The organism is Streptomyces sp. B6B3, assembly GCF_039871525.1.
In the GTDB taxonomy this organism is placed as follows: Bacteria; Actinomycetota; Actinomycetes; order Streptomycetales; family Streptomycetaceae; genus Streptomyces.
In genome coordinates this window covers 808,021-830,801 of sequence record NZ_JBDPLU010000001.1, presented here as the reverse complement: position 1 = coordinate 830,801, position 22,781 = coordinate 808,021, and the positions used below count along the sequence as shown (strand labels likewise).

General features: G+C 73.6%; 20 protein-coding genes. 11 read left to right on the top strand and 9 right to left on the bottom strand.

Features of this window, described 5'->3' with window-relative positions; all coding sequences use genetic code 11:
* Positions 1 to 84: 84 nt before the first annotated feature.
* From ABGB06_RS03485 to ABGB06_RS03460, 6 genes are all read left to right on the top strand, one after another.
* Positions 85 to 3,408 (top strand): hypothetical protein, encoded by a 3,324-nt coding sequence (locus ABGB06_RS03485; protein WP_347585149.1) that lies wholly within the window; start codon positions 85 to 87, stop codon positions 3,406 to 3,408.
* 256 nt (positions 3,409 to 3,664) lie between these two features.
* Complete coding sequence (locus ABGB06_RS03480) at positions 3,665 to 4,612, top strand: cellulose-binding protein (RefSeq protein WP_347585148.1); 948 nt, start codon at positions 3,665 to 3,667, stop codon at positions 4,610 to 4,612.
* A 106-nt stretch (positions 4,613 to 4,718) separates the two neighbouring features.
* Positions 4,719 to 5,654: an ABC transporter ATP-binding protein gene (locus ABGB06_RS03475; protein ID WP_347585147.1), complete on the top strand. Its 936-nt coding sequence runs from the start codon at positions 4,719 to 4,721 to the stop codon at positions 5,652 to 5,654.
* A gap of 2 nt (positions 5,655 to 5,656) precedes the next feature.
* On the top strand, positions 5,657 to 6,424 hold the full coding sequence (locus tag ABGB06_RS03470; protein WP_347585146.1) for an ABC transporter permease: 768 nt from the start codon (positions 5,657 to 5,659) through the stop codon (positions 6,422 to 6,424).
* A gap of 110 nt (positions 6,425 to 6,534) precedes the next feature.
* On the top strand, positions 6,535 to 8,190 hold the full coding sequence (locus ABGB06_RS03465) for an ATP-binding cassette domain-containing protein (protein WP_347585145.1): 1,656 nt from the start codon (positions 6,535 to 6,537) through the stop codon (positions 8,188 to 8,190).
* Positions 8,187 to 9,176, top strand: coding sequence for an ABC transporter permease (locus tag ABGB06_RS03460; RefSeq protein ID WP_347585144.1), 990 nt, complete (start codon positions 8,187 to 8,189; stop codon positions 9,174 to 9,176). Before ABGB06_RS03465 ends, ABGB06_RS03460 begins: the two co-directional genes overlap by 4 nt.
* Positions 9,177 to 9,230: 54 nt before the next feature.
* On the opposite strand, the gene ABGB06_RS03455 is transcribed toward ABGB06_RS03460, so the two are convergent.
* Positions 9,231 to 9,551 carry an ATP/GTP-binding protein gene (locus ABGB06_RS03455; protein ID WP_347585143.1) on the bottom strand — a complete coding sequence of 107 codons (321 nt, stop codon included), beginning with the start codon at positions 9,549 to 9,551 and terminating at the stop codon, positions 9,231 to 9,233.
* 204 nt (positions 9,552 to 9,755) lie between these two features.
* Between ABGB06_RS03455 and ABGB06_RS03450 the strand changes: the two genes are divergently transcribed.
* Positions 9,756 to 10,913: an LLM class flavin-dependent oxidoreductase gene (locus ABGB06_RS03450; protein ID WP_347585450.1), complete on the top strand. Its 1,158-nt coding sequence runs from the start codon at positions 9,756 to 9,758 to the stop codon at positions 10,911 to 10,913.
* Here ABGB06_RS03450 and ABGB06_RS03445 read toward each other — a convergent pair.
* Positions 10,882 to 11,274, bottom strand: a complete 393-nt coding sequence (locus tag ABGB06_RS03445; RefSeq protein ID WP_347585141.1) for an SCO5389 family protein — start codon at positions 11,272 to 11,274, stop codon at positions 10,882 to 10,884. The two genes, ABGB06_RS03450 and ABGB06_RS03445, sit on opposite strands and share 32 nt — an antisense overlap.
* A gap of 252 nt (positions 11,275 to 11,526) precedes the next feature.
* Between ABGB06_RS03445 and nucS the strand changes: the two genes are divergently transcribed.
* Entirely contained in the window at positions 11,527 to 12,198 is a 672-nt protein-coding gene (gene nucS / locus ABGB06_RS03440; protein WP_347585140.1) for an endonuclease NucS, read from the top strand.
* 27 nt (positions 12,199 to 12,225) lie between these two features.
* Here the strand turns inward: nucS and ABGB06_RS03435 are convergent, their stop codons facing one another.
* From ABGB06_RS03435 to ABGB06_RS03420, 4 genes are all read right to left on the bottom strand, one after another.
* Positions 12,226 to 14,766 carry an ATP-binding protein gene (locus ABGB06_RS03435; RefSeq protein ID WP_347585139.1) on the bottom strand — a complete coding sequence of 847 codons (2,541 nt, stop codon included), beginning with the start codon at positions 14,764 to 14,766 and terminating at the stop codon, positions 12,226 to 12,228.
* A gap of 107 nt (positions 14,767 to 14,873) precedes the next feature.
* Entirely contained in the window at positions 14,874 to 15,170 is a 297-nt protein-coding gene (locus tag ABGB06_RS03430) for an STAS domain-containing protein (protein WP_347585138.1), read from the bottom strand.
* 182 nt (positions 15,171 to 15,352) lie between these two features.
* On the bottom strand, positions 15,353 to 16,201 hold the full coding sequence (locus ABGB06_RS03425) for a 3-hydroxyacyl-CoA dehydrogenase family protein (protein WP_347585137.1): 849 nt from the start codon (positions 16,199 to 16,201) through the stop codon (positions 15,353 to 15,355).
* A gap of 159 nt (positions 16,202 to 16,360) precedes the next feature.
* On the bottom strand, positions 16,361 to 16,996 hold the full coding sequence (locus ABGB06_RS03420) for a TetR/AcrR family transcriptional regulator (RefSeq protein ID WP_347585136.1): 636 nt from the start codon (positions 16,994 to 16,996) through the stop codon (positions 16,361 to 16,363).
* An 81-nt stretch (positions 16,997 to 17,077) separates the two neighbouring features.
* Here ABGB06_RS03420 and ABGB06_RS03415 point away from each other — a divergent pair, with 81 nt between their 5' ends.
* From ABGB06_RS03415 to ABGB06_RS03405, 3 genes are all read left to right on the top strand, one after another.
* Complete coding sequence (locus ABGB06_RS03415; protein ID WP_347585135.1) at positions 17,078 to 17,866, top strand: ABC transporter ATP-binding protein; 789 nt, start codon at positions 17,078 to 17,080, stop codon at positions 17,864 to 17,866.
* 153 nt (positions 17,867 to 18,019) lie between these two features.
* The gene (locus ABGB06_RS03410) at positions 18,020 to 18,775 is read left to right on the top strand and encodes an ABC transporter permease (protein WP_347585448.1); all 756 of its coding nucleotides are present in this window, start codon (positions 18,020 to 18,022) and stop codon (positions 18,773 to 18,775) included.
* Between the two features lie 24 nt (positions 18,776 to 18,799).
* Positions 18,800 to 19,375, top strand: coding sequence for a cob(I)yrinic acid a,c-diamide adenosyltransferase (locus tag ABGB06_RS03405; protein WP_347585134.1), 576 nt, complete (start codon positions 18,800 to 18,802; stop codon positions 19,373 to 19,375).
* A 31-nt stretch (positions 19,376 to 19,406) separates the two neighbouring features.
* On the opposite strand, the gene ABGB06_RS03400 is transcribed toward ABGB06_RS03405, so the two are convergent.
* The 3 genes from ABGB06_RS03400 to ABGB06_RS03390 are packed head-to-tail and all read right to left on the bottom strand — an operon-like array spanning position 19,407 to position 22,644.
* Positions 19,407 to 20,774, bottom strand: coding sequence for a glycoside hydrolase family 27 protein (locus ABGB06_RS03400; RefSeq protein ID WP_347585133.1), 1,368 nt, complete (start codon positions 20,772 to 20,774; stop codon positions 19,407 to 19,409).
* Positions 20,775 to 20,834: 60 nt separating this feature from the next.
* On the bottom strand, positions 20,835 to 22,016 hold the full coding sequence (locus ABGB06_RS03395; RefSeq protein ID WP_347585132.1) for an ROK family protein: 1,182 nt from the start codon (positions 22,014 to 22,016) through the stop codon (positions 20,835 to 20,837).
* A 31-nt stretch (positions 22,017 to 22,047) separates the two neighbouring features.
* Positions 22,048 to 22,644 (bottom strand): hypothetical protein, encoded by a 597-nt coding sequence (locus ABGB06_RS03390; RefSeq protein ID WP_347585130.1) that lies wholly within the window; start codon positions 22,642 to 22,644, stop codon positions 22,048 to 22,050.
* Between the last annotated feature and the right edge of the window lie 137 nt (positions 22,645 to 22,781).

Here is a 22,781-nt window from a genome sequence, read left to right as displayed (position 1 = left end):
GGCGTCAGCCTGCGAGGGCGGCCCTTTCGCGGGCGGGCATCCGGAACAGCAACACCACGACCAGGGGACGGATGGGACCGCGCAGTGCGGGGCTACGACGCCTACCAAACTGACGACCACCTCTCGCGATTCGAAGCCGAGATGGAGCGGCTGAAGAAGGAGCGGGACAAGGCGGTCGACCACGCCGACGACCTCGGCTACCAGGTCGAGGTGCTGCGGGCCAAACTGCACGAGGTCCGCCGTGCCCTGGCGCTTCGCCCGGTCTACGGCGACGCCCCCGCGCATGCGGAGCAGGTGCTCCGCACCGCGCAGATGCAGGCCGACCAGATGCGCTCGGACGCCGAGCGCGAGCTGCGCGAGGCCCGGGCCAGGGCCCAGCGGACGCTGCAGGAGCAGTCCGAGCAGCGCGCCCGGATGGAGGCCGACCTGCACGCCGAGGCGGTGGGGCGGCGGCAGCGGCTGGACGAGGAGCTGGCGCAGCGCCGCTCCACGGTCGAGTCCCACGTCAACGAGAACGTCGCCTGGGCCGAGCAGCTGCGCGCCCGCAGCGAGGCGCAGGCCCGCCGGCTGCTGGAGGAGACCAGGGCCGAGGCCGAGCAGACGCTCAGCCAGGCCAGGACCGAGGCGCAGCGGCTGGCCGAGGAGGCCAGGCTGCGGCTGACCACGGAGGGCGAGACCGCCCGCGCCGAGGCCGAGGAGGTGCTGCGCCGGGCCAGGACGGACGCCGAGCGGCTGCTGACCGCCGCCTCCGCCCAGGCCCAGGAGGCCACCGACCACGCCGAACGGCTGCGCAGCTCGACCGCCCAGGAGACCGACGCCGGGCGCCGCGAGGCGGCGGGCCTGGTGCGCAGGGCCGAGGAGCGGATGGCGGAGGCGCAGGCCGAGCTCCGCACCGCCCGCGAGGAGGCCAGGCGGCTGGTCGACGAGGCCACCGCGGAGGCGGAGAAGCGCCGGTCGGTCGCCGAGTCGGAGTACGAACAGCGCACCGCGACCGCCAAGGCCGAGATCGCCCGGATGGTCAGCCAGGCCACCCAGGACGCGGAGAACAAGAAGGAGGAGGCCGAGCACGCGCTGGCCGAGGCCCGGGCCAAGGCGGAGCAGCTGCTGGCCGAGGCGGCCGACGAGGCCAGGAGCAAGTCGGCCGAGGAGTACGCGGCACAGCTCGCCGACGCGGCCCGCACCGCCGAGGAGGTGCTGACCAAGGCGGCCAAGGACGCCCAGGCCACCACCAAGGCGGCCACCGAGGAGGCCGAGCGGCTGCGCGCCGAGGCCGAGGCGGAGGCCGACCGGCTGCGCGCCGAGGCGCACGACGTCGCGGCGCAGCTCAAGGGCGCCGCCAAGGACGACACCAAGGAGTACCGCGCCAAGACGGTCGAGCTCCAGGAGGAGGCCCGCCGGCTCCGCGGCGAGGCCGAGCAGCTGCGCTCCGAGGCCGTCGAGGAGGCCGAGCGGGTGCGCAGCGAGGCCAGGCGCGAGGCGGTGCAGCAGATCGAGCAGGCCGCGGCCAGCGCGGAGGAGCTGCTGACCCAGGCCAAGGCCGACGCCGAGGAGACCCGCGGCTCCGCCGTTTCGGAGAGCGAGCGGGTGCGCACCGAGGCGATCGAGCGGGCCACCACCCTGCGCAACCAGGCCGAGCAGTCCCTGAAGAAGGCGCGCGCCGAGGCGGAGAAGGAGCGCCAGGACGCGGGCCAGCAGGCCGAGCGCACCACCAGGGAGGCCGAGGAGGCCGCCCGCCAGCTGCGGGCGGACGCCCGGGAGGCGGCGCGCACCGAGCGCGAGGCAGCCTCCGCCGAGCTGGAGCGGCTGCGCCAGGAGGCGGAGCGCCGGGTGGCGCAGGCCGAGGAGTCGCTCGGCGAGGCCAGGGCCGAGGCCGACCGGCTGCACGCCGAGGCGAACGCCGAGGTGGAGCGGCTGCGGGCGGAGGCGGCCGAGCGGATCAGGGCGCTGACCGAACAGGCCGAGGAGGCCGCGGGACAGCTGCGCGACGAGGCGGCGGCGGACGCCGCCAGGGCGCGGGCCGAGGGCGAGGACCTGGCCGTGCGGCTGCGCGGCGAGGCCACCTCGGAGGCCGCCCGGCTGCGCGACGAGGCGCGTCAGGGCGCCGACCGGGTGCGGGCCGAGGCAGCCGCCGCCGCCGAGCGGACCGCCACGGAGGCGGCGCAGGCGCTGGCCGCCGCCCGGGAGGAGGCCGCCCGGCTGCGCTCCGAGGGCGACCGGCTGCTCGACGAGGCGCGGGACGCCGCGCACCGGGAGCGGGCGCAGGCCAGGGAGCAGAGCGAGGAGGTGCTGGCCGCCGCCCGGGCCCGGATGGACGAGGCGGAGCGCCGTGCCGACACGCTGGTGGCCGCCGCCGAGCACAAGGCGCAGCAGGTGCGGGACTCCGTGTCCGGGCTGCGCGAGGTGGCCGAGGCGGAGATCGCGACCCACCGCGAGGAGGCCGAGCGCGAGGCCGCCCGGGTGCTCAGGGAGTCCGCGGAGGAGAAGGAGGCCGCCGCCGCGCTCGCCGAACGCACCGTCAAGGAGGCGATCCAGGAGGCGGACCAGATCCGGTCCTCCGCCGAGGCGGCCGGGGAGCGCATGCGTTCCGAGGCCGACGACATCCTCGACACCGCCAGGCGGGAGGCGTCCCGCAAGCGGAACGAGGCCGCCGCGCAGGCCGACGAGTTGGTGGCCAAGGCACAGGAGGAGGCGCTGCGCATCGCCGCGGCGGCCGAGGAGCAGTCCGACACCATGGTCGCCGCCGCCAGGAAGGAGGCGAACCGACTCACCGCCGAAGCCCAGGAGGCAGGCAGCGAGTTGGTGGAGACCTCCCGGGTGGACGCCAACCAGCTGCTGGACGAGGCCCGCCGGGACGCGGTGTCGATACGGTCCAGGGCCGAGGAGTTGCGGGTCCGGGTCGAGCAGGAGGTCGAGGAACTGCACGACCGCGCCAGGCGGGAGTCGGCGGAGCAGGCCAGGGCCGCGGGCGAGCGGGTGGACAAGCTGGTGAGGGCCGCCGAGGAGCAGCGCGCCGAGGCGCACGCCAGCGCCGAGGCGACGGTCGCCGAGGCCAACTCCGAGGCGAGCAAGGTGCGTATCGCCGCGGTGAAGAAGGCCGAGGCGCTGCTGAAGGAGGCGGAGGAGAAGCGCTCCCAGGTGCTCAGGGAGGCGCAGCAGACGCGCGCCGAGGCCGAGCGCGAGGCCAGGCGGATGGTCGACGAGGGCAAGCGGGAGCTGGAGAAGTTGTCCCGCAGGCGCGAGGACATCAACGCCGAGATCTCCCGGGTGCAGGACGTGCTGGAGGCGCTGGAGTCGTTCGAGGCGCCCAAGTCGCCGGGCGGCGGGGGCGGTAAGGGTGGTCCGGGCACGGTTGCCGCCGGCGCCGGCGCCGGTTCGTCCCGTCCGTCCGGAAAACGCCCCCGGACGTAGTGGGGTGAGAGTGCCTCGGCTGACGCCATACCACCCGAGCGGGTGGAGCGTCACGAAACAGGCGCAACATTCTCCACAGAGAATGGAGATCGGCTCGATGACACGCCGGTTTGCCCCCTAGGATGATGCCTTCGAGGGCGTGGACCCGTCTGAGAAATCGAAGGCTGATCAAACGCTTAGGAGCTCGACCTCGAAGCGCTGAACGCCCAGGCCAAGATCACTACTCACTCACCCCGTCTGAATCGACAGGAACCCCATGAGCGACCTTTCCTCCCCCTTCGGCTTCGAGCTCGTGCGGCGTGGCTACGACCGCGGGCAGGTGGACGACCGCATCTCGAAGCTCGTTGCCGACCGCGACAGCGCACTGGCCCGCATCACGTCCCTGGAGAAGCGGATCGAGGAGCTGCACCTCGAGACGCAGAACGCCCAGGCCCAGGTCAACGACGCCGAGCCGTCCTACGCCGGCCTCGGTGCCCGGGTCGAGAAGATCCTCCGCCTCGCCGAGGAGGAGGCGAAGGACCTGCGCGAGGAGGCCCGCAGGGCCGCCGAGCAGCACCGGGAGCTGGCCGAGGGCGCGGCCCAGCAGGTGCGGAACGACGCGGAGGCCTACGCCACCGAGCGCAAGGCCAAGGCCGAGGACGAGGGCGCCCGCATCGTCGAGAAGGCCCAGGGCGAGGCGGCGGCGACGCTCGCCGAGGCCGACAAGGACGCCCTGGCCAAGCGCGAGGAGGCGGACTCCCTCTTCGAGGAGACCCGCGCCAAGGCGGCCCAGGCCGCGGCCGACTTCGAGACCAACCTGGCGAAGCGGCGCGAGCAGTCCGAGCGGGACCTGGCGTCCCGTCAGGCCAAGGCCGAGAAGCGGCTCGCGGAGATCGAGCACCGCGCCGAGCAGCTGCGCCTGGAGGCCGAGAAGCTGCGCACCGACGCCGAGCGCCGGGCCCGCCAGACGGTGGAGACCGCGCAGCGCCAGGCCGAGGACATCGTGGCCGACGCCAACGCCAAGGCCGACCGGATCCGCAGCGAGTCCGAGCGTGAGCTGGCCGCCCTGACCAACCGTCGCGACAGCATCAACGCGCAGCTGACCAACGTGCGCGAGATGCTGGCCACGCTGACCGGGGCGCAGGTCGCCGCGGCCACGCTGGGCTCCGACGACGACGGCGACGACAACCTCTCCAAGGGCGTGCCCGCCCAGCAGTCCCGCTGACGCCGCGGCGTGACGCACGGTCCACTCGGCCGGTCATCACCCCAACGGCGCAGGGCCCGCCGTCCTCACCGGGCGGCGGGCCCTGCGCCGTCCTAGCGTCGGTCGCATGATCGAGCTGTCGGCGTTGACGAAGCGGTTCGGCGACAAGACGGCCGTGGACCACCTGAGCTTCGCCGTACGCCCCGGCGTGGTCACCGGCTTCCTTGGCCCCAACGGCGCCGGCAAGTCGACCACCATGCGGATGATCCTGGGCCTGGACCATCCCACCAGCGGCGACGTGCTGATCGACGGGAAGCACTACGCGGAGCTGCGCGAACCGTTGCGCCACCTCGGCGCGCTGCTGGAGGCGCGCGCCGTGCATCCGGGGCGCACCGCCTACAACCACCTGCGGTGCCTGGCGCAGACCAACGACATCCCGGAGCGGCGGATCGACGAGGTGCTGGACCTCGTCGGCCTCGGCTCCGTGGCCCGCAAGCGCCCCAAGGGCTTCTCCCTCGGCATGGGCCAGCGCCTCGGCATCGCCACCGCCCTGCTCGGCGACCCGCGGATCCTGATGTTCGACGAGCCGGTCAACGGCCTGGACCCGGAGGGCATCCACTGGGTGCGCACCGTGATGCGCAGACTGGCCGCCGAGGGCCGCACCGTGTTCGTCTCCAGCCACCTGATGAGCGAGATGGCGCTCACCGCCGACCATCTGGTGGTCATCGGGCGGGGCCGGCTGCTGGCCGACACCTCGATGGAGCGGTTCATCGCGGAGAACGCGCGGGCCTTCGTGCGGGTGCGCGGCCCCGAACCGGAGCGGCTGCGCGAGGCCCTGGCGGCCGCGGGCCTGTCGCCGGAGCGCCACCCCGACGACAGCCTGGAGGTGACCGACGCGCCCCCCGAGCGGGTCGGCGAGGTGGCCGCCGCACACGGTCTGGTGCTGCACGAGCTGAGCCAGCAGCGGGCGTCCCTGGAGGAGGCGTTCATGCGGCTGACTCACGAGACGGTCGAGTACGAGGCACACGAGGCGCCCGGCCGGGCCGGCGGATGGGGCCGCTAGCCATGGCGGAGTTCGGCCGGGTGGTGCGCTCGGAGTGGACGAAGATCAGGTCGGTGCGCTCGACGCTGTGGACGCTGGTGACCGCGGTGCTGGTCACCGTCGCGCTCGGCATGCTGATCAGCCTCGTGGTGCGGCACTCCTTCGACGATCTGTCCCGGGAGGAGCAGCTGACCTTCGATCCGACGTTCACCAGCTTCGCCGGCACCACGCTGGGCCAGCTCGCCATGATCGCCTTCGGCATCCTGGTGGTGTCCTCGGAGTACGGCACGGGCATGATCCGCGCCTCGCTGGCCGCGGTGCCGCGGCGCGGGGTGCTGATGTTCGCGAAGCTGCTGGTGGCCACGGCGCTGGCGCTGCTGGTCGGCATGGTCACCAGCTTCCTGGCGTTCTTCCTGGGCCAGGCGCTGCTCGGCCCCTACCGGACGGACCTCGGCGAGCCCCACGTGCTGCGCGCGGTGGTCGGCGGCGGTCTCTACATGGGCCTGATCGCGCTCTTCGCGATGGGCGTGACCTGGATGCTGCGCAGCGCGATGCTCTCCTTCGGGGTGCTGATGCCGTTCTTCTTCCTGATCTCCAGCATCCTGTCCAACGTGGAGGCCACCCGGCGGGTCGGCAACTACCTGCCCGACGTGGCCGGCTCCCGGGTGATGAGCGTGATCGACGACGGCGACCGCCCCTACGGCCCCTGGCTCGGCCTGCTGATCATGCTCGCCTGGGTGGCCGCGGCGGTGCTCGCCGGCTATCTGGTGGTGCAAAAACGGGACGCCTGACGCGGAACCGTACGGCAACAAGTATGGTCTTAGGCCCAACGGGGGCGCATGCGCGTCAGGTGTGACGAACCCTGGCCAGGCCCCACCCAATCGACCAGGGGCAAAGCAGGATGATCGAGGCAGTCGGCCTGACGAAGAGCTTCGGCTCCAAGACGGCCGTGTACAACCTGACATTCCAGGTACAACCCGGCAAGGTCACCGGGTTCCTGGGCCCGAACGGCGCCGGCAAGTCCACCACGATGCGGATGATCCTCGGGCTGGACGCGCCGACCGGCGGCACGGTGACCATCGGCGGCTATCCGTACCGGCAGCTGCCCAACGCGCCACGCCAGGTGGGCGCGCTGCTGGACGCCAACGCCAAGCACGGCGGGCGCAGCGCCCGGGCGCACCTGACCTGCCTGGCTCAGCTGTCCGGGATACCGTCCCGGCGGGTGGACGAGGTGCTCGGCGTGGTCGGGCTCCAGGAGGTGGCGAAGAAGCGCTCCAAGGGCTTCTCGCTCGGCATGGGCCAGCGCCTCGGCATCGCGGCGGCGCTGCTCGGCGACCCGCAGGTGCTGCTCTTCGACGAGCCGGTCAACGGGCTCGACCCGGAGGGGATCCTCTGGATCCGCACCCTGATGCGGCGGCTCGCCGCCGAGGGCCGCACGGTCTTCGTCTCCAGCCACCTGATGAGCGAGATGGCGCAGACCGCGGACCACCTCATCGTCATCGGGCGCGGACAGCTGATGGCGGACATGCCGGTGCGGGAGTTCATCGAGCGCAACTCCACGGGCTTCGCCCGGGTCCGCACGCCCGAGGGCGACCCGGGGCAGCGCGACTCCCTGAACAAGGCCCTGACCGAGGCGGGCGGCCAGGTGCAGCCGGAACAGGACGGCGCACTCAAGGTGTTCGGACTCGACCTGCCGCGGATCAGCGACATCGCGCACGGCGCGGACGTCAGGCTCTGGGAGCTCTCCCCGCACACGGCCTCCCTGGAGGAGGCGTACATGCGGATGACCCAGGGCGCGGTCGACTTCCGCTCCACGGACGACGCCCGCGCGGCGCTTGCCGCGCCCGTCCCCGCCGGCACGTACGGCGCTGGCGCGCCGGTCCACCCGGGCCAGGGCCCCGGAGCACCGGCCGCCGGACAGCCGGGTGCGTACGGCGCTGGCGCGCCGGGCACGCCGCCGGCGGTGCCGGCCCAGCCCGCCGGTGCCGCGCAGCCGCACAGCGGCGCAGCGGGCGCCCCCGCCGGGTACGGCGCTGCCGCGCCGGGCACGTCCCCGGGGCAGGGCCCCGGAGCGCCAGGCGCCCCCGGCGCATACGGCGCCGCCGCGCCGGGCACTCCCCCGGGCCAGCCCGGACAGGGCGCCCCCACACCGCACGGCGGCACACCGGCCGCCACCAGCCACCCCCAGCCGGGCGCCCCAGGCGCACACGCCGCCCCGGGCACGCCCCCCGGCCAGCCGGGGCGGGGCCCCGGCGCATACGGCGCTGGCCAGGCCGGACAGAGCGCGGGTGCTCCCACGCCACACGGGGGCACACCGGCCGCCACCGGCCAGCCGTCGTCAGGCGCCGCAGGCGCGAACGGCGCCGCCGTGCCGGGCGCTCCCCCGGCCGCAGCCGGACAGGGTGCCGGTCAGCCGGGGCAGGGCGCGGGTTCGGCCGCCCGCCAGGGCGACGCTCCGGCGGGGGCGACGTTCCCGCTCGGGGTGCCCGTGCTGCCCAGCCCGGCCCAACCGGACGCCCAGCCCTCCGACACGTCGACCAACGAGGACAACCGATGAGCACGCCGCCCCAGATGCCCACCCAGGCGCCGCAGGCGAGCGCGCCGCCGGCGAACGCGCCGCAGGCAGGTGCGCAGGTCGTGCCGCAGGGGCCGCCGCCACCGCTCGCCGCGCAGCCGCAGGGCGCTCCCGCGCTCAGCGGCTACGCGTCGCCGATCCCGATCCGGCAGACCCATATCGGGCACGCCCTGGCCTCCGAGTGGACGAAGATCCGGTCCGTGCGCTCCACCGTGTGGACGCTGATCACCATGTTCGGGCTCACGGTCGGCGTGGGCCTGCTCACGGCGGTCGGGCTCGCCGCGGCGGACGACGTGAGCGCCCCGCTGTTGGCCGGCGGCTTCTTCGGCCTGATGCTGGGCCAGCTGTGCATCATCACGCTCGGTGTGCTCGTCATCTCGTCCGAGTACGGCACCGGCATGATGCGCACCACGCTGACCGCCTGCCCGCAGCGCGGCCGCGTGCTGCTGGCCAAGGCGACGGTGTTCTTCCTGCTGGCGTTCGTCATGACGTTGCTGGCCACGGCGCTGACCGGGCTGATCCACTCCTCGATGCTGGGCGACCTGCCGGTCGACGACTTCGCCCGGAACGACGCGATTCTGGAAGGCTCCATCGAGGGCGGAAAGGTGGTCGCCACGGGGGAGCACTGGCTGGGCGCCACCGTGGGCGCCTCCCTCTACGTCTCGCTGCTCGGCCTGCTCGGCCTGGCCGTCGGGGGTCTGCTGCGGCACTCCGCGGGAGCCATCACCGCGATGGTCGGGGTCGTCCTGCTGCCGCTGGTGATGGCGGGGTTCATGGTGACCGACAGCCTGAAGGACGTCCGCGAGGCGCTCCTCGAGTACTCGCCGCTCAACGGGCTGGCCTCGCTCTACGGCATCCCGATACAGGACGAGGACAGCACGGGTTGGCCGCTGCTCGGGCTGCTGGCCGCCGTCACGCTGACCGCGCTCGTCGGCGCGTACGCCAGGCTCGCCTCCTCGGACGCCTGAGCCGTCACCCGCCACCGCACGCCCGCGCGCGCCACAACGCGCCCTCGGGCGCGCTCAGTAGCGGGGTGCGTTCCGGGACCGCTGGGGCCGCACGCTCCGGCGGTCCCGCGCGTTCCAGCAGGCCCGGTGCCAGTGCCGCCGGTCCGCCACGTCGCCGTTTCGCGGCCAGGCCACCAGATGCGGGACGCCGGGCGGAATCTCCTGGTCGCAGCCCGGGCACCGGTAGTGCTTGGCCGCGGCGCCCGCGGCCATGCCGCGCACCATCCAGTCCTCGCCCCGCCAGTCCTCCGTCTGCTCCAGGCCGTAGCGCGCCGGCGCCTGGCCGGGCTGCGGACTCTTCTGCGGGCCGCGCGGGCGGTTGCGACGCGGGGACACGGAAACACCTCGGAAGCGGTACGGGAACGGACACGATGTCGTCCTACGAGTCTACGCACCGTTCCCGGCCGCACACGGACTCATGATCATCGGAGAAACTCCCGTCGGCCCGTGCCTCGGGGCACGTGTCGGACGTTAATGCCTGTGGAACATGCCAGAGATGGCGCGAGCCGCGCGAGAGGGGCGAGGGCGATGCACGAGGGGCTGCGGGTGGGGGTGTTCCTGCTGGCCGGTCAGTATCCGGGCCAGAGCCAGCAGGAGGCGCTGCGCCGGACGACGGGGGCCGCGGAGACGGCCGAGGCGGCGGGACTCGACGCGGTCTGGCTGGCCGAGCACCACTTCGTGCCGTACGGGGTGTGCCCCTCGGCCGTGACGCTGGCGGCGCTGTTACTGGGCCGCACCCGGCGCATCCAGGTGGGCACCGCGGTCAGCGTGCTGCCCACCACGCACCCGGTGACGCTCGGCGAGCAGGCCGCGATGCTGCACCTGCTGTCCGGCGGGCGGTTCTCGCTGGGGGTGGGCCGCGGCGGCCCGTGGGTCGACCTGGAGGTCTTCGGCGGCGGCCTGGCGGCGTACGAGCGCGACTTCCCCGAATCGCTCGACCTGTTGCTGCGCTGGTTGCGGGAGCCGCGGGTGGGCGCGGCCGGCGAGCGGTTCCGCTTCCGCGAGGTGCCGGTGGTGCCCAGACCGGTGCCGGACGAGGCACCGGACGGGGTGCCGGACGACGGTCCCCCGGTGCTGGTCGCCTGCACCTCGCCGGGCACGGTCCGGCTGGCCGCCCGGCACGGGCTGCCCATGCTGCTCGGCATGCACATCGGCGACGAGGAGAAGGCCGGGATGGTGTCGCTGTGGCGGGAGGCCGCCGACGCGGCGGGGCACGCCCCCGAGGCCGTCGCCGCGGCCGCGGCGCGGCACGTCTCGGCGGGCGTGGCACAGGTCGCCGACAGCCACTCGGAGGCCGTGCAGACGCTGCGCCGGGCGCTGCCCGGCTGGCTGCGGCAGGGACTGGCCGCGCACCAGACCTTCGACGGCGGTCCGCGGCGGATGCGGGACCCGCTGGCCTACACGGAGTTGCTGTGCGAGCTGCACCCGGTGGGCGACGCCCGGCTGTGCGCGGACCGGCTGGCGGCGACGGCGGAGCGCACCGGGATCCGGCGCTTCGCCCTGCTGGTCGAGGGCTCCGGCGAGCGCGCCGCCACCGAGCTGAACGTCCGGCGGCTCGCGGACGACGTGCTGCCGCTCCTGCCCCGGCACGCGGAGCGGTCCGCGGGGACGGGGAGGGCGGCAGCGGCCGTCAGGGCGACGTCCGGTGGACTGGGCGTCGAGCGGTTCAGCAGTCGCGCAGCTCCGGCGACTGGTTGAGCAGCTGGCCTCGGACCGAGGTGAACCGGGCCAGCCGCTCGTCCGACGAGGCGTCGAGGGGGAAGACCGCGACCCGGTGACAGTTCTGGAAGGCCAACCGCACGCCGAAGTGCCGTTGCAGCGCCCCCCTGATGGCGTCACTGGCCAGCGCGCGGAGCAGTTGGCCCCGCGCCTGCTCGTCCGGCGGCGGCGTGGTGTTGTCGGCGAACTCTCCGCCGTCCACCTGCAGCCGAGCGACCAGCGAGCTGATCATGTCCCACGCATAGGGCAGAGAGTGTCGGACGCAGTCGACGAATTCCGCTTCGTCGACCTCGCCTCGCTCGGCCTGCGCGAGCAGTGCCGGTGAGACGTCAAGCGACATGGAAGTCTCCTCTCACGACCCCGGAAAGGGGTCGAGGCGGGCGGGATTCACAGGACCCGCCGCCCCCCACACCGCGTCCATGAGGCGACCGTCCGGACGGCGATGTCCCCGGCCCAACGGTAGAGCTCACGGCTCCCTTATGTCAGTGGAATGGGCACATAACAGGCCACTGTCGAATCCCATCAATCCCACGCATTTCCCGGGCCGCTGGCGGCGCTTCAGGCTCGGTCGCCGACCTCTAGGCTGGGGGCCATGCGTCTCGTCATCGCCCGCTGCTCCGTGGACTACGTCGGGCGGCTCACCGCCCATCTGCCCACGGCGCCCCGGCTGCTCCTGATCAAGGCGGACGGCTCGGTCTCGGTCCACGCCGACGACCGTGCCTACAAGCCGCTGAACTGGATGTCTCCCCCCTGCTCGCTGAAGGAGGGCGAGCAGGACGGCGGCACGGTGTGGACCGTGGAGAACCGCGCCGGCGAACGGCTGATCATCTCAATGGAGGAGATCCTCCACGACTCCTCGCACGAACTCGGCGTCGATCCCGGGCTGATCAAGGACGGCGTCGAGGCCCACCTCCAGGAACTGCTCGCCGACCGCATGGAGACGCTGGGTGAGGGCTGGAGCCTGATCCGGCGCGAATACCCCACCGCCATCGGCCCGGTCGACATCCTGGGCCGCGACGCGACGGGCGTGACCGTCGCCGTGGAGATCAAGCGCCGGGGCGAGATCGACGGAGTCGAACAGCTCACCAGGTACCTGGAGTTGTTGAACCGGGATCCGCTGCTGGCCCCGGTGCAGGGGGTGTTCGCGGCCCAGGAGATCAAGCCGCAGGCCCGCACGCTGGCGACCGACCGTGGGATCCGGTGCGTCACGCTGGACTACGAGGCGCTGCGCGGCACCGACGACGACAAGCTGCGGCTCTTCTAGCCGGACACCGGCCGGTCGGGGGGACGGTCAGGGGGCGGTCGGGGTCTCGGTGGCGGTCTCCTCCGGGGTGCCGGTGCCGCCGTCCGCCCCCTCGGAGGTGCCCGCGGTGGTGCCGGCGGTCGTGCCTTCGGTGGATCCCTCGGTGGATCCCTCCGTCGAGCCGTCGGACGTGCCCTCGTCGGTGCCGCCGTCACCGCCCTCGGACGTGCCCTCGTCGGTACCGCCGTCACCACCCTCGGACGTGCCCTCGTCGGTACCGCCGTCACCACCCTCGGACGTGCCCTCGTCGGTACCGCCGTCACCACCCTCCGAGGTGCCCTCGTCCGTGCCACCCGTGCCGCCCGTGCCGCCCGTGCTGGTGCCCTCGTCCGTGCCACCCGAGCCGCCGCCCGTGGCGACGTTGCCGGTCTCGGACTCGGTGGGCGGTGCCGGGGTGGTCGAGTCGGAGGACTCCGGGGTGGTGGCCGGGTCCTCGAACGTCGGGTCGTCCGGGGTGTAGGGCTGCTCCGTCGTCGGGTCCGGGGTCTCGGACTGGGTCGGCGTCTCGTCGCCCTTGCCGTCGCCGGTGTCCTCGGCGGTCGGGGTGTCCTCGTCGGCCGCGGGCGTGGTGGCGTCGCCGCCCAGGCCGGTGTCCGGGTCGGCGACCGTGGGATCCGTGCCGCCGCTGTCCCCGTCGTCGCCGCCGCCCGTGAGGCCGAGCGCGACGAACGTGCCCAGCACCGCCGCGAGCACCGCGCCCGCGCCGGCGGCGACCACGCTGCGGCGGCCGCCGGTCCGCGCCGGACGGTGGTGGCCCGTGGCGTGCCGCGCCTCGTGCTCCGCCGGCTGGGGCGCGATGATCCGGGTGTCGTCCGTCGCGCCGGTGGGTGTGAGCACCAGCGGCACCCGCCGGGTGTCGGCCTCGTCGGCGCCGGCGGCCGGCCCGGCCGGAGCGGCCACCGGCGTCGCGCCGGCCCCCGGGGGCAGGCCCAGCCGCGTCGCGGGACGCCCGGGCGGCGGCACGGCCGGGCGGGTCAGGTCCTGGGCCAGCGCCAGGGCGCGCCGCCCGAGCACGGAGCCGCTGGTGTCGGCCAGCACGCCGCGGAGCGCGGTGGAGGCCTCCAGCTCCGCCCTGGCCCGGTCGAGGCGGCCCTGGCAGATGGCGAGCACGCCCAGCTCGTGGTGGAAGTACGCCTGTCTGGCCACGTCGCCGGCGCTCCTGGCCGACTCGCCGCCGTTCCGCAGCATCCGCTCCCAGGCGCTCCAACGCAGCGCCGCGGCGAGCAGTGGCGCGGTGCTCCTGGCCAGCGCGGACACCGCGGCGGCGTGGCCGCCGCGGTGCGCGGAGCGGGCCACGCCGAGCAGCACGTCGGCCTCGACGCCGGCGCGCTCGACGAGCTCGCGGGTGCCTCCCTGGTCCGCCGGGCCCAAGGAGGAGTCCGCGTACCAGCGGGTGTAGTGCCGGGCGGCGCTCAGCGCGCGCTCGGACGCGTCCTCGACGAAGCCGGCGGCGGTCAGCTGGGCCCCGGTCGCGGCGGAGACGCGGTGCCGGGTTCCGGTGGCGGTGACCAGGCCGCTGGCGAGCACCTCGGCGTGGGTGGCGGCGGCCCGCGGGTCGCCGGTCAGGATCGGCAGCCGGTCGGGTTCCGGCAGCTCGCCGCCGAGCGCCATCGCCAGCCGCAGGACCTCGGTGGCGGCGTCGGGCAGCGCCAGGGCCAGTGTGGAGGCCAGCTGGGGCCCGGCCGGCAGCGGTCCGCCCGAGCCCCGGTCGCGCTGCCGCAGCAGCGCGCCGGCCTGCACGAAGCGCAGCGGCAGGCCCTCCACGGTGTGCCACAGCACGGCGCCCCAGCCGGACTCCGCCTCGTCCAGCGGGCGGCCGGCGCAGCGGGCGAGCAGCTCCAGGCAGGCGTCCCGGCTGAGCCCGCCGAGCGGGAACTCGGTCAGCCGGGAGGGGATCCCGGGCCCTGGGGTGTCCTGCGGGGAGGACAGCAGGAAGGCGCATTCCGGCGTGGCGTCGAGCAGCTCGTCCAGCGCGGCGCCGCCGAACTCGACGTCGTCCACGACGACCACGGCGCCGATCTCGCGGAGCGCGGCGGAGCGTTCGGTGCGGCCCGGACGGTAGCGGGGGGTGTGGTGGACGGCGGCGTACAGCTCGTGCAGCACGTCGTCGACGGTGCGGTGGTGGCCGCTGAGGCGTATCACCCCGTCGGGGGCGAGCGCGGAGGAGTCCTCGGCGACGGCGTTGAGCAGCGTGGTGCGGCCGGCGCCGCTGGGCCCGGTGACGCGGACCGAGCGGCCCTTGGCCATCAGCCGGCCGAGCCGGTGCCGCTCCTGCTGGCGTTCGAGCATCCTGTCGTCGAGGAGGGGTAGGGTGGCGTCGGCGCCGCCACCGGCGGCGGTGGCACCCGGTCCCTGGGGCTCGCGGGCGCGCCTCGGGGCTATCGGCCGGCGCCCCGGCGGGCAGGGCTCGATCTCGCAGCCGTCCACCGGGTTGACGGTGAGCAGGAAGTCACCCGCCACCAGCTCGACGGCCCGCTCCGGACCGGCCTCGCTCGCCCTGCCCGGTGACGCGGGGTGGTTGGAGTCCATGACGCAGAGTCCCTCGGCAGTCTCTGGGTGGTGGTGCGGCTCCGCCGCCTCAACGGCACCACGCTACCGCCCCGCCCCAGGAGTGGGAGGGCGGGTGGGCTACCGGTTCAGGAGGCGATGGTGAGAATCCGGTGCAACCGGGTGGCGACCAGCACTCGTTGCATGCGCGGCGGGACGTCCCGTAGCACCAGCCGCCGTCCGCACCGGCCCGCCCGCCGATGCGCCCCCATGATGACCCCGAGCCCGGTGGCGTCCCAGGCGTCCAGGCCCCTGAGGTCGAGCACCAGGTCGCCCTGCCCGGCGTCGACGGCCCGGTGCAGCGCCAGCCGCGCGTCCGCCGCGCTCCGCACGTCCAGACGTCCTCCGACGACGACGATTTCCTCGTGGTCGCCCGTGATGTGCATATGCGTTCCCGCTTCCTCGCGTGTGGCGACGGCTGATACGGCCTGATGCGGCTGAGTACGACGGCTGTTACAGCTGACGGCCCGGGGGCCGGTGAGGTTGCTGTCCGTGCTCGAACCGATACCAATATCACCCGCGCGAGTGAGCACCGGCTCGGGGCATGCCGAACAGTCGTGAAAGACCGTCAGTAGGAGTAGAAACCGTGTCCGCTCTTGCGACCGATCCGGCCGGCCTCCACCATCCGCCGCATCAGCTCGGGCGGTGCGAACTTCTCGTCCCTGGTCTCGGCGTAGACGTTCTCGGTGGCGCGGGCCAGCACGTCCACGCCGGTGAGGTCGGCGGTGGCCAGCGGGCCCATGGTGTGCCCGAAGCCGAGGCGGCAGGCGGTGTCGATGTCCTCGGCGGTGGCCACGCCCGACTCGTACAGCCGGATCGCCTCCACGACCAGCGCGGTGATGAGCCGGGTGGTGACGAATCCGGCGACGTCCCGGTTGACGACGACGCAGGTCTTGCCGGTGGACTCGGCGAACTCCCGGGCGACTGCCAGGGTCTCGTCGCTGGTCCGCAGGCCGCGGACCAGCTCGCAGAGCGGCATCATCGGGACGGGCGAGAAGAAGTGCGTACCCACCACCGCCTCGGGACGCCCGGTGGCGGCGGCCAGCTTGGTGATCGGGATGGCGGAGGTGTTGGAGGCCAGCACCGCGCCGTCCCTGACCAGGCCGTCCAGGGTCCGGAACAGCTCCCGTTTCGTGTCCACGTCCTCGAAGACCGCCTCGACGACGAGGTCGGCGTCCGCGGCGGCGTCCAGGTCGGTGGTGGTGATGATCCGGGCCATCGCGACCTCGGCCTGGTCCTCGGTCAGCTTCTCCTTGGCCACGAATCTCGCCAGCGAGCCGGCGACGGCGTCCCGCCCGCGGCCCAGCTCCCGGTCGGTGAGATCTCGCAGCACCACGTCCCACCCGGCCAGGGCGGAGACCTGGGCGATGCCCGATCCCATCAGTCCGGCGCCGACCACGGCGAGCTTCCTGGCCACGTGCGATCTCCCTTGATCCGACCCGAGTTGAGGCGCCACGACGGCGCCGAAAAACTTCCGGGCGCGCCACCGTAGTGCATCCTGGCACGGAGTGCAGGGCCGGGAGCGCGCAAAGAGACCAGAGTCACGCAGAGGTGTCACACGGGGGTCACGCGGGGGTCACGCGGGTCGGCGGAGATAGCCCCTGACCTCGTCGCCGTACAGCCGCTCCAGCGTGTCGAGCTTCTCCAACAGCAGCCGGGCGATGTCGTCCTCGGACGCGCCCTCGGCCGTGCCGTGCGCGACGGTGCGGAACGCGATGCCGTAGAGCAGCATCAACTGGCCTGCGACCACCTCGGGGGTGTGGTCGTCGGGACCGGCGCCCGCCTCCCCGCGGAGGGTCTCGGCCAGCCGGCCCGACATCCGGATCTGCATGCCCATCAGGCGGGACTGGAGGGTGGGCGCGGCCTGGATGACCTGGAGGAAGCGGTCGTACCCGCCCTGCAGGCCGACCCGTGAGCTGCGCTCCTCGACGTCCTGCCGCAGGCCGCCGAGCAGGGCGTCCGCGGCCGACTGGCCGGGCCCGCGCTCGCGCACCCGCCGGGACGGGAGGTCGACGACCTCCTCCTCGCGGTCGAAGAAGAGGTCCTCCTTGGCGGGGAAGTAGTTGTACACGGTGTTGACGGAGACGTCCGCCGCGTCCGCGACCTCGGCGACGGTCACCGTCACGAAGCCGCGTTCCAGGAAGAGCCGGGTGGCCACGTCGGAGATGTGCTGCCTGGTCTGCTGCTTCTTCCGCTCCCTGAGGCCCGCCATGGGGCACATCGTAGCGATCCTTGACCAAATGAAAACTTGGAGACGTTGCAAATTTTAAGCGTCTCTGTTTTTCTGGGCGGCATGGCTCCCATCCTGACCACCCACGACCTCGCCCGTACCTTCGAGACCAAACGCGGCCCGGTGGAGGCGGTGCGCGGCATCGACCTGACCGTCCAGACCGGCGAACTGCTCGGCTTCCTCGGGCCCAACGGCGCCGGGAAGAGCACCACCCTGCGGATGCTGACCACGCTGCTCGCGCCCACCCGCGGCACCGCCACCGTCGCCGGGTACGACCTGGCCCGCCAGCCGACGGCGGTCCGCACCGCCATCGGCTACGTCGCGCAGGCCAGCGGCGTGGCCCCGGACGAGACGGTGCGCGCCGAACTGGTGCTGCAGGGCCGGATGTACCGGCTGTCGAAGGCGGACGCCGTCGCCCGCGCCGACGAACTGGCCGCGGACCTGGAGCTCACCGATCTGCTGGACCGCAAGTGCTCCCAGCTCTCGGGCGGGCAGAAGCGGCGGCTCGACATCGCGCTGGCGCTCGTCCACCGGCCCCGGGTGCTGTTCCTCGACGAGCCGACCACCGGCCTCGACCCGGGCAGCCGCGCCGACGTGTGGGACCTGATCCGCAGGGTCCGCGCGGAGAGCGGCACCACGGTGTTCCTCACCACGCACTACCTGGACGAGGCCGACGCGCTGGCCGACCGGCTGGTCGTCGTCGACGGCGGCCGGATCGTGGCCGACGGCACCGCCGCGGAGCTGAAGACCCGGTACACGGGCTCGACCGACGCCACGCTCCAGGACACCTTCGTCGCCATCACCGGGCGCGGCCCGGCCAAGAAGGACGACCGCGCGCCGGTCGCCATCTGACCCCACCCCAACGATCCCGAGACACCCGACCTCGACAGGGGACCCACGCCCACCATGCCCATTCCGTCCAGCCCGTCCAGCCCACCCAGTCCGTCCGGTCCGTCCGGCACCGTCGCGGCGCCGGTCGCCCCCGCGCCGCCCGGCCGGAGCACGCTGACCAGCGTGCTCTCCGACACCGGCCTGATCTTCGGCCGTTATCTGCGCCAGACCCTGCGCTCCCGGATCAGCCTGGTCTTCGGGCTGCTCCAGCCCATGCTCTACCTGGCCTTCTTCGGCCCGCTGCTGGAGGACGTCCCGCTGGGCGGCGACGGCGACTCCTGGCAGACCCTGGTGCCGGGCCTGCTGGTCCAGCTCGCGCTGTTCAGCTCCGCGTTCGCGGGCTTCGGCATCATCATGGAGAAGCAGCTGGGCATCGTGGAACGGATGCGGGTGACGCCGGTCAGCCGGCTGGCGCTGCTGCTCGGCCGGGTGCTGCGGGACGCCGCGCAGCTCCTCGTGCAGTCCACGATCCTGCTGCTGACCGGGGTGGCCTTCGGGCTGCGCGCCCCCGTCCTCGGGGTGCTGGTCGGCTTCCTCTTCGTCGCCGTGCTCGGCATCTCGCTGGCGTCGCTCTCCTACGCGTTCGCCATGCGGGTGAGCACCGTCCAGGAGTTCGCGCCGGTGGTCAACTCCTTCAGCCTGCCGGCCATGCTGCTCTCCGGGATCCTCCTCCCCATGGCGCTCGCCCCGGCCTGGCTGGACGTGGTCTCGCACTTCGTGCCGTTCCGCTACCTGGTGGACGGCGTCCGGGCGGCCTTCGTCGGGGACTACCTCAGCACCGACCTCGGACTCGGCGTGCTGGTCGGGGCCGTGTTGGCGGGCGCGACCCTCACCCTGGGAACCCAGCTGTTTCGCAGGGCCGGGGCCTGAGGCCCCGCCGGGTAGGCTCGCCGCATGGTGAACCTCACCCGGATCTACACACGCACCGGCGACGACGGGACGACGGCGCTGGGGGACTTCAGCCGGACCGCCAAGACGGATCAGCGGATCGCGGCCTACGCCGACGCGAACGAGGCCAACGCGGCGATCGGCGCGGCCCTGGCCCTCGGACAGCTGCCCGAGGAGATCCGGGTCGTGCTGGTCCGCGTGCAGAACGACCTGTTCGACGTCGGCGCCGACCTGTGCACGCCGGTCGTGGCGGAGCCCGAGGTGCCGCCGCTGCGGGTCGAACAGGGGTACGTGGACCGGCTGGAGGCGGACTGCGACCGGTTCCTCGCCGGGCTGGAGAAGCTGCGCAGCTTCATCCTGCCCGGCGGCTCCCCCGGCGCGGCGCTGCTGCACCAGGCGTGCACCGTGGTCCGGCGCGCCGAACGCTCGACCTGGGCGGCACTGGAGACGCACGGCGACACGATGAACCGGCTCACCGCGACCTACCTCAACCGCCTGTCCGACCTGCTGTTCATCCTCGCCCGCACGGCGAACAAGGAGCACGGCGGCGACGTGCAGTGGGTGCCGGGGGAGAACCGCTGAGCCGGGCCGGCCGGCTCTCCCCCGGCGCCGGCTAGGACGCGTCGGTCACCTGGATGATGCGGGAGCCGTGCGGCGGCACCGCGGTCGCGGTCCAGGTGCCGTCCGCCGTGCCGAGGTCCGCGCGGGCGGCCAGGTCGCGGACGTTCCGGGCGCCGTCGAGGCCGAGCGCGGCCAGGTCGACCGTGATGTCGCTGGCCGAGCCGCCCAGGTTGTAGACGGCGATGACCGTGCTGCCGTCCGGCAGCTGCTTCTGCCAGCGCTGGAGCGTGCCGCCGTTGATCCGGGTCGGCAGCACGCCGGCCTGGTTCACGGCGACGACCTCGGGGTTGGTGAGGATCGACCGGGCGGCGTCGTCGATCAGGGCGATGTCCCCGCCGACGTAGAGCGGGGCGGAGGCCATCGACCAGAAGGTCATCACACTCTGCCGCTCGACGTCGTCGATGCCGTCCTGGATGCCCTGGCCCGTGTTGTTGCTGATCGGCATGGAGTCCAGGTCGGGCCAGTAGTTCGGGCCCACGTCGCTGAGCCAGTCGGGCAGGTCGCGCCACCGGTCGTCCACCGAGTTCGGCCAGGAGCTGACGGTCTCGCAGTAGCACTCCACGTCGGTGTCGACGCGCACGCTGTTGGCGTGCGGGCGCAGGTCGTCGCCGATGGCGCGGGGCACCGGCCAGGCGCTGGCCGTGAGCCACATGGTGCGTCCGGTCTGGTCGATCGCGTCCGACCAGGCGGCGATGTCGGCGACGTTGTCCTCGGTGGTGCCGTCCACCTTGACGAAGTCCACGCCCCATGCGGCGAACCGGTCCGCGATGGAGTCGATGTAGGCCTGGGCGCAGGGGTTGGCGTAGTCGATCTTCCAGTTGCCGCCCCACATGTTGGTGGGCGTCAGCGGCTGGACGGCGATGTCGCGGGTGGTGCAGTCGGTGCCGAGGATGGGGACGGCCCGGTCGTAGGCCTCCTTCTCCAGCCCGGCGGCGACGTAGAGGCCGGCGTTCAGCCCTTTGTCGTGGATGTGGTCGACGAGGCTGGCCATGCCGTTCGGGAAGCGCGCGGGGTCGGGGTCGGGGATGCCGTTGGCGTCGCTGTGGAAGTTCCATTCGAGATCCGCGTTCCAGCCGGCGTCCATGTTGATGTTGCGGTAGCCGGCCGGGGCCAGGTGTTCCGCCATGGCGTCGGCGGCGCGCCTGACGTTGGCCTCGTTCAGCCAGTTCTGGCCGTAGTCCTGGTGGGTGGAGGACTGCACGCTCCAGCTGCTCCAGCCCATGAAGGGACGGGCCGAGAAGTCGCTCTTGGCCGCGGCCGGCTGGGCGGGCAGCGCCACGACGGAGAGCACGGCGGCCACCAGCGGCGCCAGTATTCCGCGGGGAGTCAGGAGACGTCGGGGACGGCTGGGCAGGGACACTGGGTGACCTCCGTGGGGGGCGGTGCGGGGCGGCGGGACGACGGGGGAACGGCGGGCGGCTCAGCGCGTGGGCGCGGCGGTCCGGTGGGTGACGAGGTCCTGGATGGCGACGGCGGCGGCGCCGCGGGCCCACTCCTCGAACGGCAGCGGGCTGAGGATCAGGGGACAGTCGGCGGCGCCGAACGCCTGGCGGGCGAAGGTCGTCCGGATCGCCTCCTCGAACAGGTCGTAGGCGGCGACGCCCTCGCCGGAGACCACGATCCGCTCCGGGCCGACCAGGTTGGCCACGGCCGCGAGCCCCTGGCCGATAGCGTGTCCGGCCCGCTCGAACAACGGGCGCACCCGGTCGTCGCCCGCCCTGGCCAGCCGGACGGCGTCCGGGAGGGTCAGCGCGCGGTCGCCGGTGGCCAGCCGGGCGGCGTCGACGATCGCCTGGGTGGACGCGATGGCCTCCACGCAGCCCACTCCCCCGCAGTGGCAGGGCGGCCCGTCGGGTCGCACCGGCACGTGCCCGATCTCGCCGGCCACCCCGCGGGCGCCGGCCACCAGCGCGCCGCCCACGATCAGCGCGCAGCCGATGCCGGCGCCGACGGTGACCAGGGCGAGGTCGTCCGAGCCCACTCCGTGGCCGAACAGGTACTCGGCGACCGCGAGGGACTTCACGTCGTTCTCCACCGTCACGGTCAGCCCGGTCGCCTCGCCCAGCAGCTCGCCGAGCGGAACGTCGCGCCAGCCGAGGAACGGCGAGTAGCGCACCGAACCGGTGGCCCGGTCCACGTCGCCGGAGACGGCGACTCCCAGGCAGTGCGCCCGCGCCCGGTCGTCCGGCCGGGTGGCGAGCAGCTCGTCCGCCAGCCAGGACAGGGCGCGCACCACCTCGCCCACGGACCGGCCGCCGAGCGGGCGGTGCAGGCTGTGCCGGGTGCGCGCCCGCAGGTCGGTGACGACGCCGATCAGCTCGTCCGCGGTCACCTTGACGCCCAGGAAGAACTCCCGGTCGGCGCACACCCCGAGGGGAACCGTGGGCCGTCCGGCGCCCGTCGCGCGCAGCACCGGATCCAGCTCCCGCAGGTAGCCGGCGTCGATGAACGGCCGTGCGGCCTTCGTCACCGCCGCCGAGGACAGGCCGGTCAGCCGGGCCACGTCCTGGCGGGAGATCGGGCCGTGGGTCAGGACGGTGGTGAAGACCTGCGCGGTCGCCGGGGTGGTGATGGGGGCGCGAACCGTCCGGGGGGCCGTCATGGCCGTAAGCTAGAGGAAATAATTAACTTCTTCAATAATTTTGACCGGACCGCTCCGCCATGCGCGCGGGCTCCCCGGTCGACTGCTCGGCGTCGGGCCTCTCCTCGCCGCGCCAGATCGTGTAGCAGAGCGCGATGATCAGGTGGATGCCGAGCACCCGCAGGGCCGACAGCTGCCAGTTGACCAGCGGCTCCGTGCGGTCCGCGTCGCCGATGCCCCAGATCATGCCCTGGAGCACCGCGCAGCCGATCGCCACCGCGAGCAGCGTCAGCGACCACAGTCGCCACTCGTGCCTCGCGCGCGCCCAGCCGCCCTTGGGCGCCTTGGGCGGCTTCGGTCCCCTGCCCAGGCGGTGGGCGGCGTGCCCGTCGGCCCAGGCGATCACGGTGTGCCCGTAGGCGACCGTGAAGCCCAGGTACAGGGCCGCCAGCCCGTGCGCGTGCGACGGCTCGCCGCCGTTGCGCAAGTCGAGCACGGTGGCCGTGAGCAGCAGCACGTCGATCAGCGGCACGCCCAGCAGCAGCGCCGTGCTGAGCCGCGGCATCCGCAGCAGGTAACGGGCGCCCAGCCCGGCGGCGAGCACCACCCAGAAGGCGATTTCCGCGGCGACGATCAACGCGACGATCACGAGGGCTCCTTCCGTCGTTCCCCTCCAGCGTCCCGGTCCTCGCGGGCCCGCACGTCGTCGCGCGCGACGATTCGCCGGCGGCCCGCTGCATCCTTCGATGTACGTCCTTCAGGTGGTGCCGGGCGTGCCCCCGACGT

Bases quoted from the DNA above. Each gene is read 5' to 3' on its own strand.
- ABGB06_RS03480 (WP_347585148.1), top strand. From the start codon at position 3,665: ATGAGCGACCTTTCCTCCCCCTTCGGCTTCGAGCTCGTGCGGCGTGGC.
- ABGB06_RS03475 (WP_347585147.1), top strand. From the start codon at position 4,719: ATGATCGAGCTGTCGGCGTTGACGAAGCGGTTCGGCGACAAGACGGCC.
- ABGB06_RS03470 (WP_347585146.1), top strand. From the start codon at position 5,657: ATGGCGGAGTTCGGCCGGGTGGTGCGCTCGGAGTGGACGAAGATCAGG.
- ABGB06_RS03465 (WP_347585145.1), top strand. From the start codon at position 6,535: ATGATCGAGGCAGTCGGCCTGACGAAGAGCTTCGGCTCCAAGACGGCC.
- ABGB06_RS03460 (WP_347585144.1), top strand. From the start codon at position 8,187: ATGAGCACGCCGCCCCAGATGCCCACCCAGGCGCCGCAGGCGAGCGCG.
- ABGB06_RS03445 (WP_347585141.1), bottom strand. From the start codon at position 11,274: ATGTCGCTTGACGTCTCACCGGCACTGCTCGCGCAGGCCGAGCGAGGC.
- nucS (WP_347585140.1), top strand. From the start codon at position 11,527: ATGCGTCTCGTCATCGCCCGCTGCTCCGTGGACTACGTCGGGCGGCTC.
- ABGB06_RS03435 (WP_347585139.1), bottom strand. From the start codon at position 14,766: ATGGACTCCAACCACCCCGCGTCACCGGGCAGGGCGAGCGAGGCCGGT.
- ABGB06_RS03430 (WP_347585138.1), bottom strand. From the start codon at position 15,170: ATGCACATCACGGGCGACCACGAGGAAATCGTCGTCGTCGGAGGACGT.
- ABGB06_RS03420 (WP_347585136.1), bottom strand. From the start codon at position 16,996: ATGGCGGGCCTCAGGGAGCGGAAGAAGCAGCAGACCAGGCAGCACATC.
- ABGB06_RS03415 (WP_347585135.1), top strand. From the start codon at position 17,078: ATGGCTCCCATCCTGACCACCCACGACCTCGCCCGTACCTTCGAGACC.
- ABGB06_RS03405 (WP_347585134.1), top strand. From the start codon at position 18,800: ATGGTGAACCTCACCCGGATCTACACACGCACCGGCGACGACGGGACG.
- ABGB06_RS03395 (WP_347585132.1), bottom strand. From the start codon at position 22,016: ATGACGGCCCCCCGGACGGTTCGCGCCCCCATCACCACCCCGGCGACC.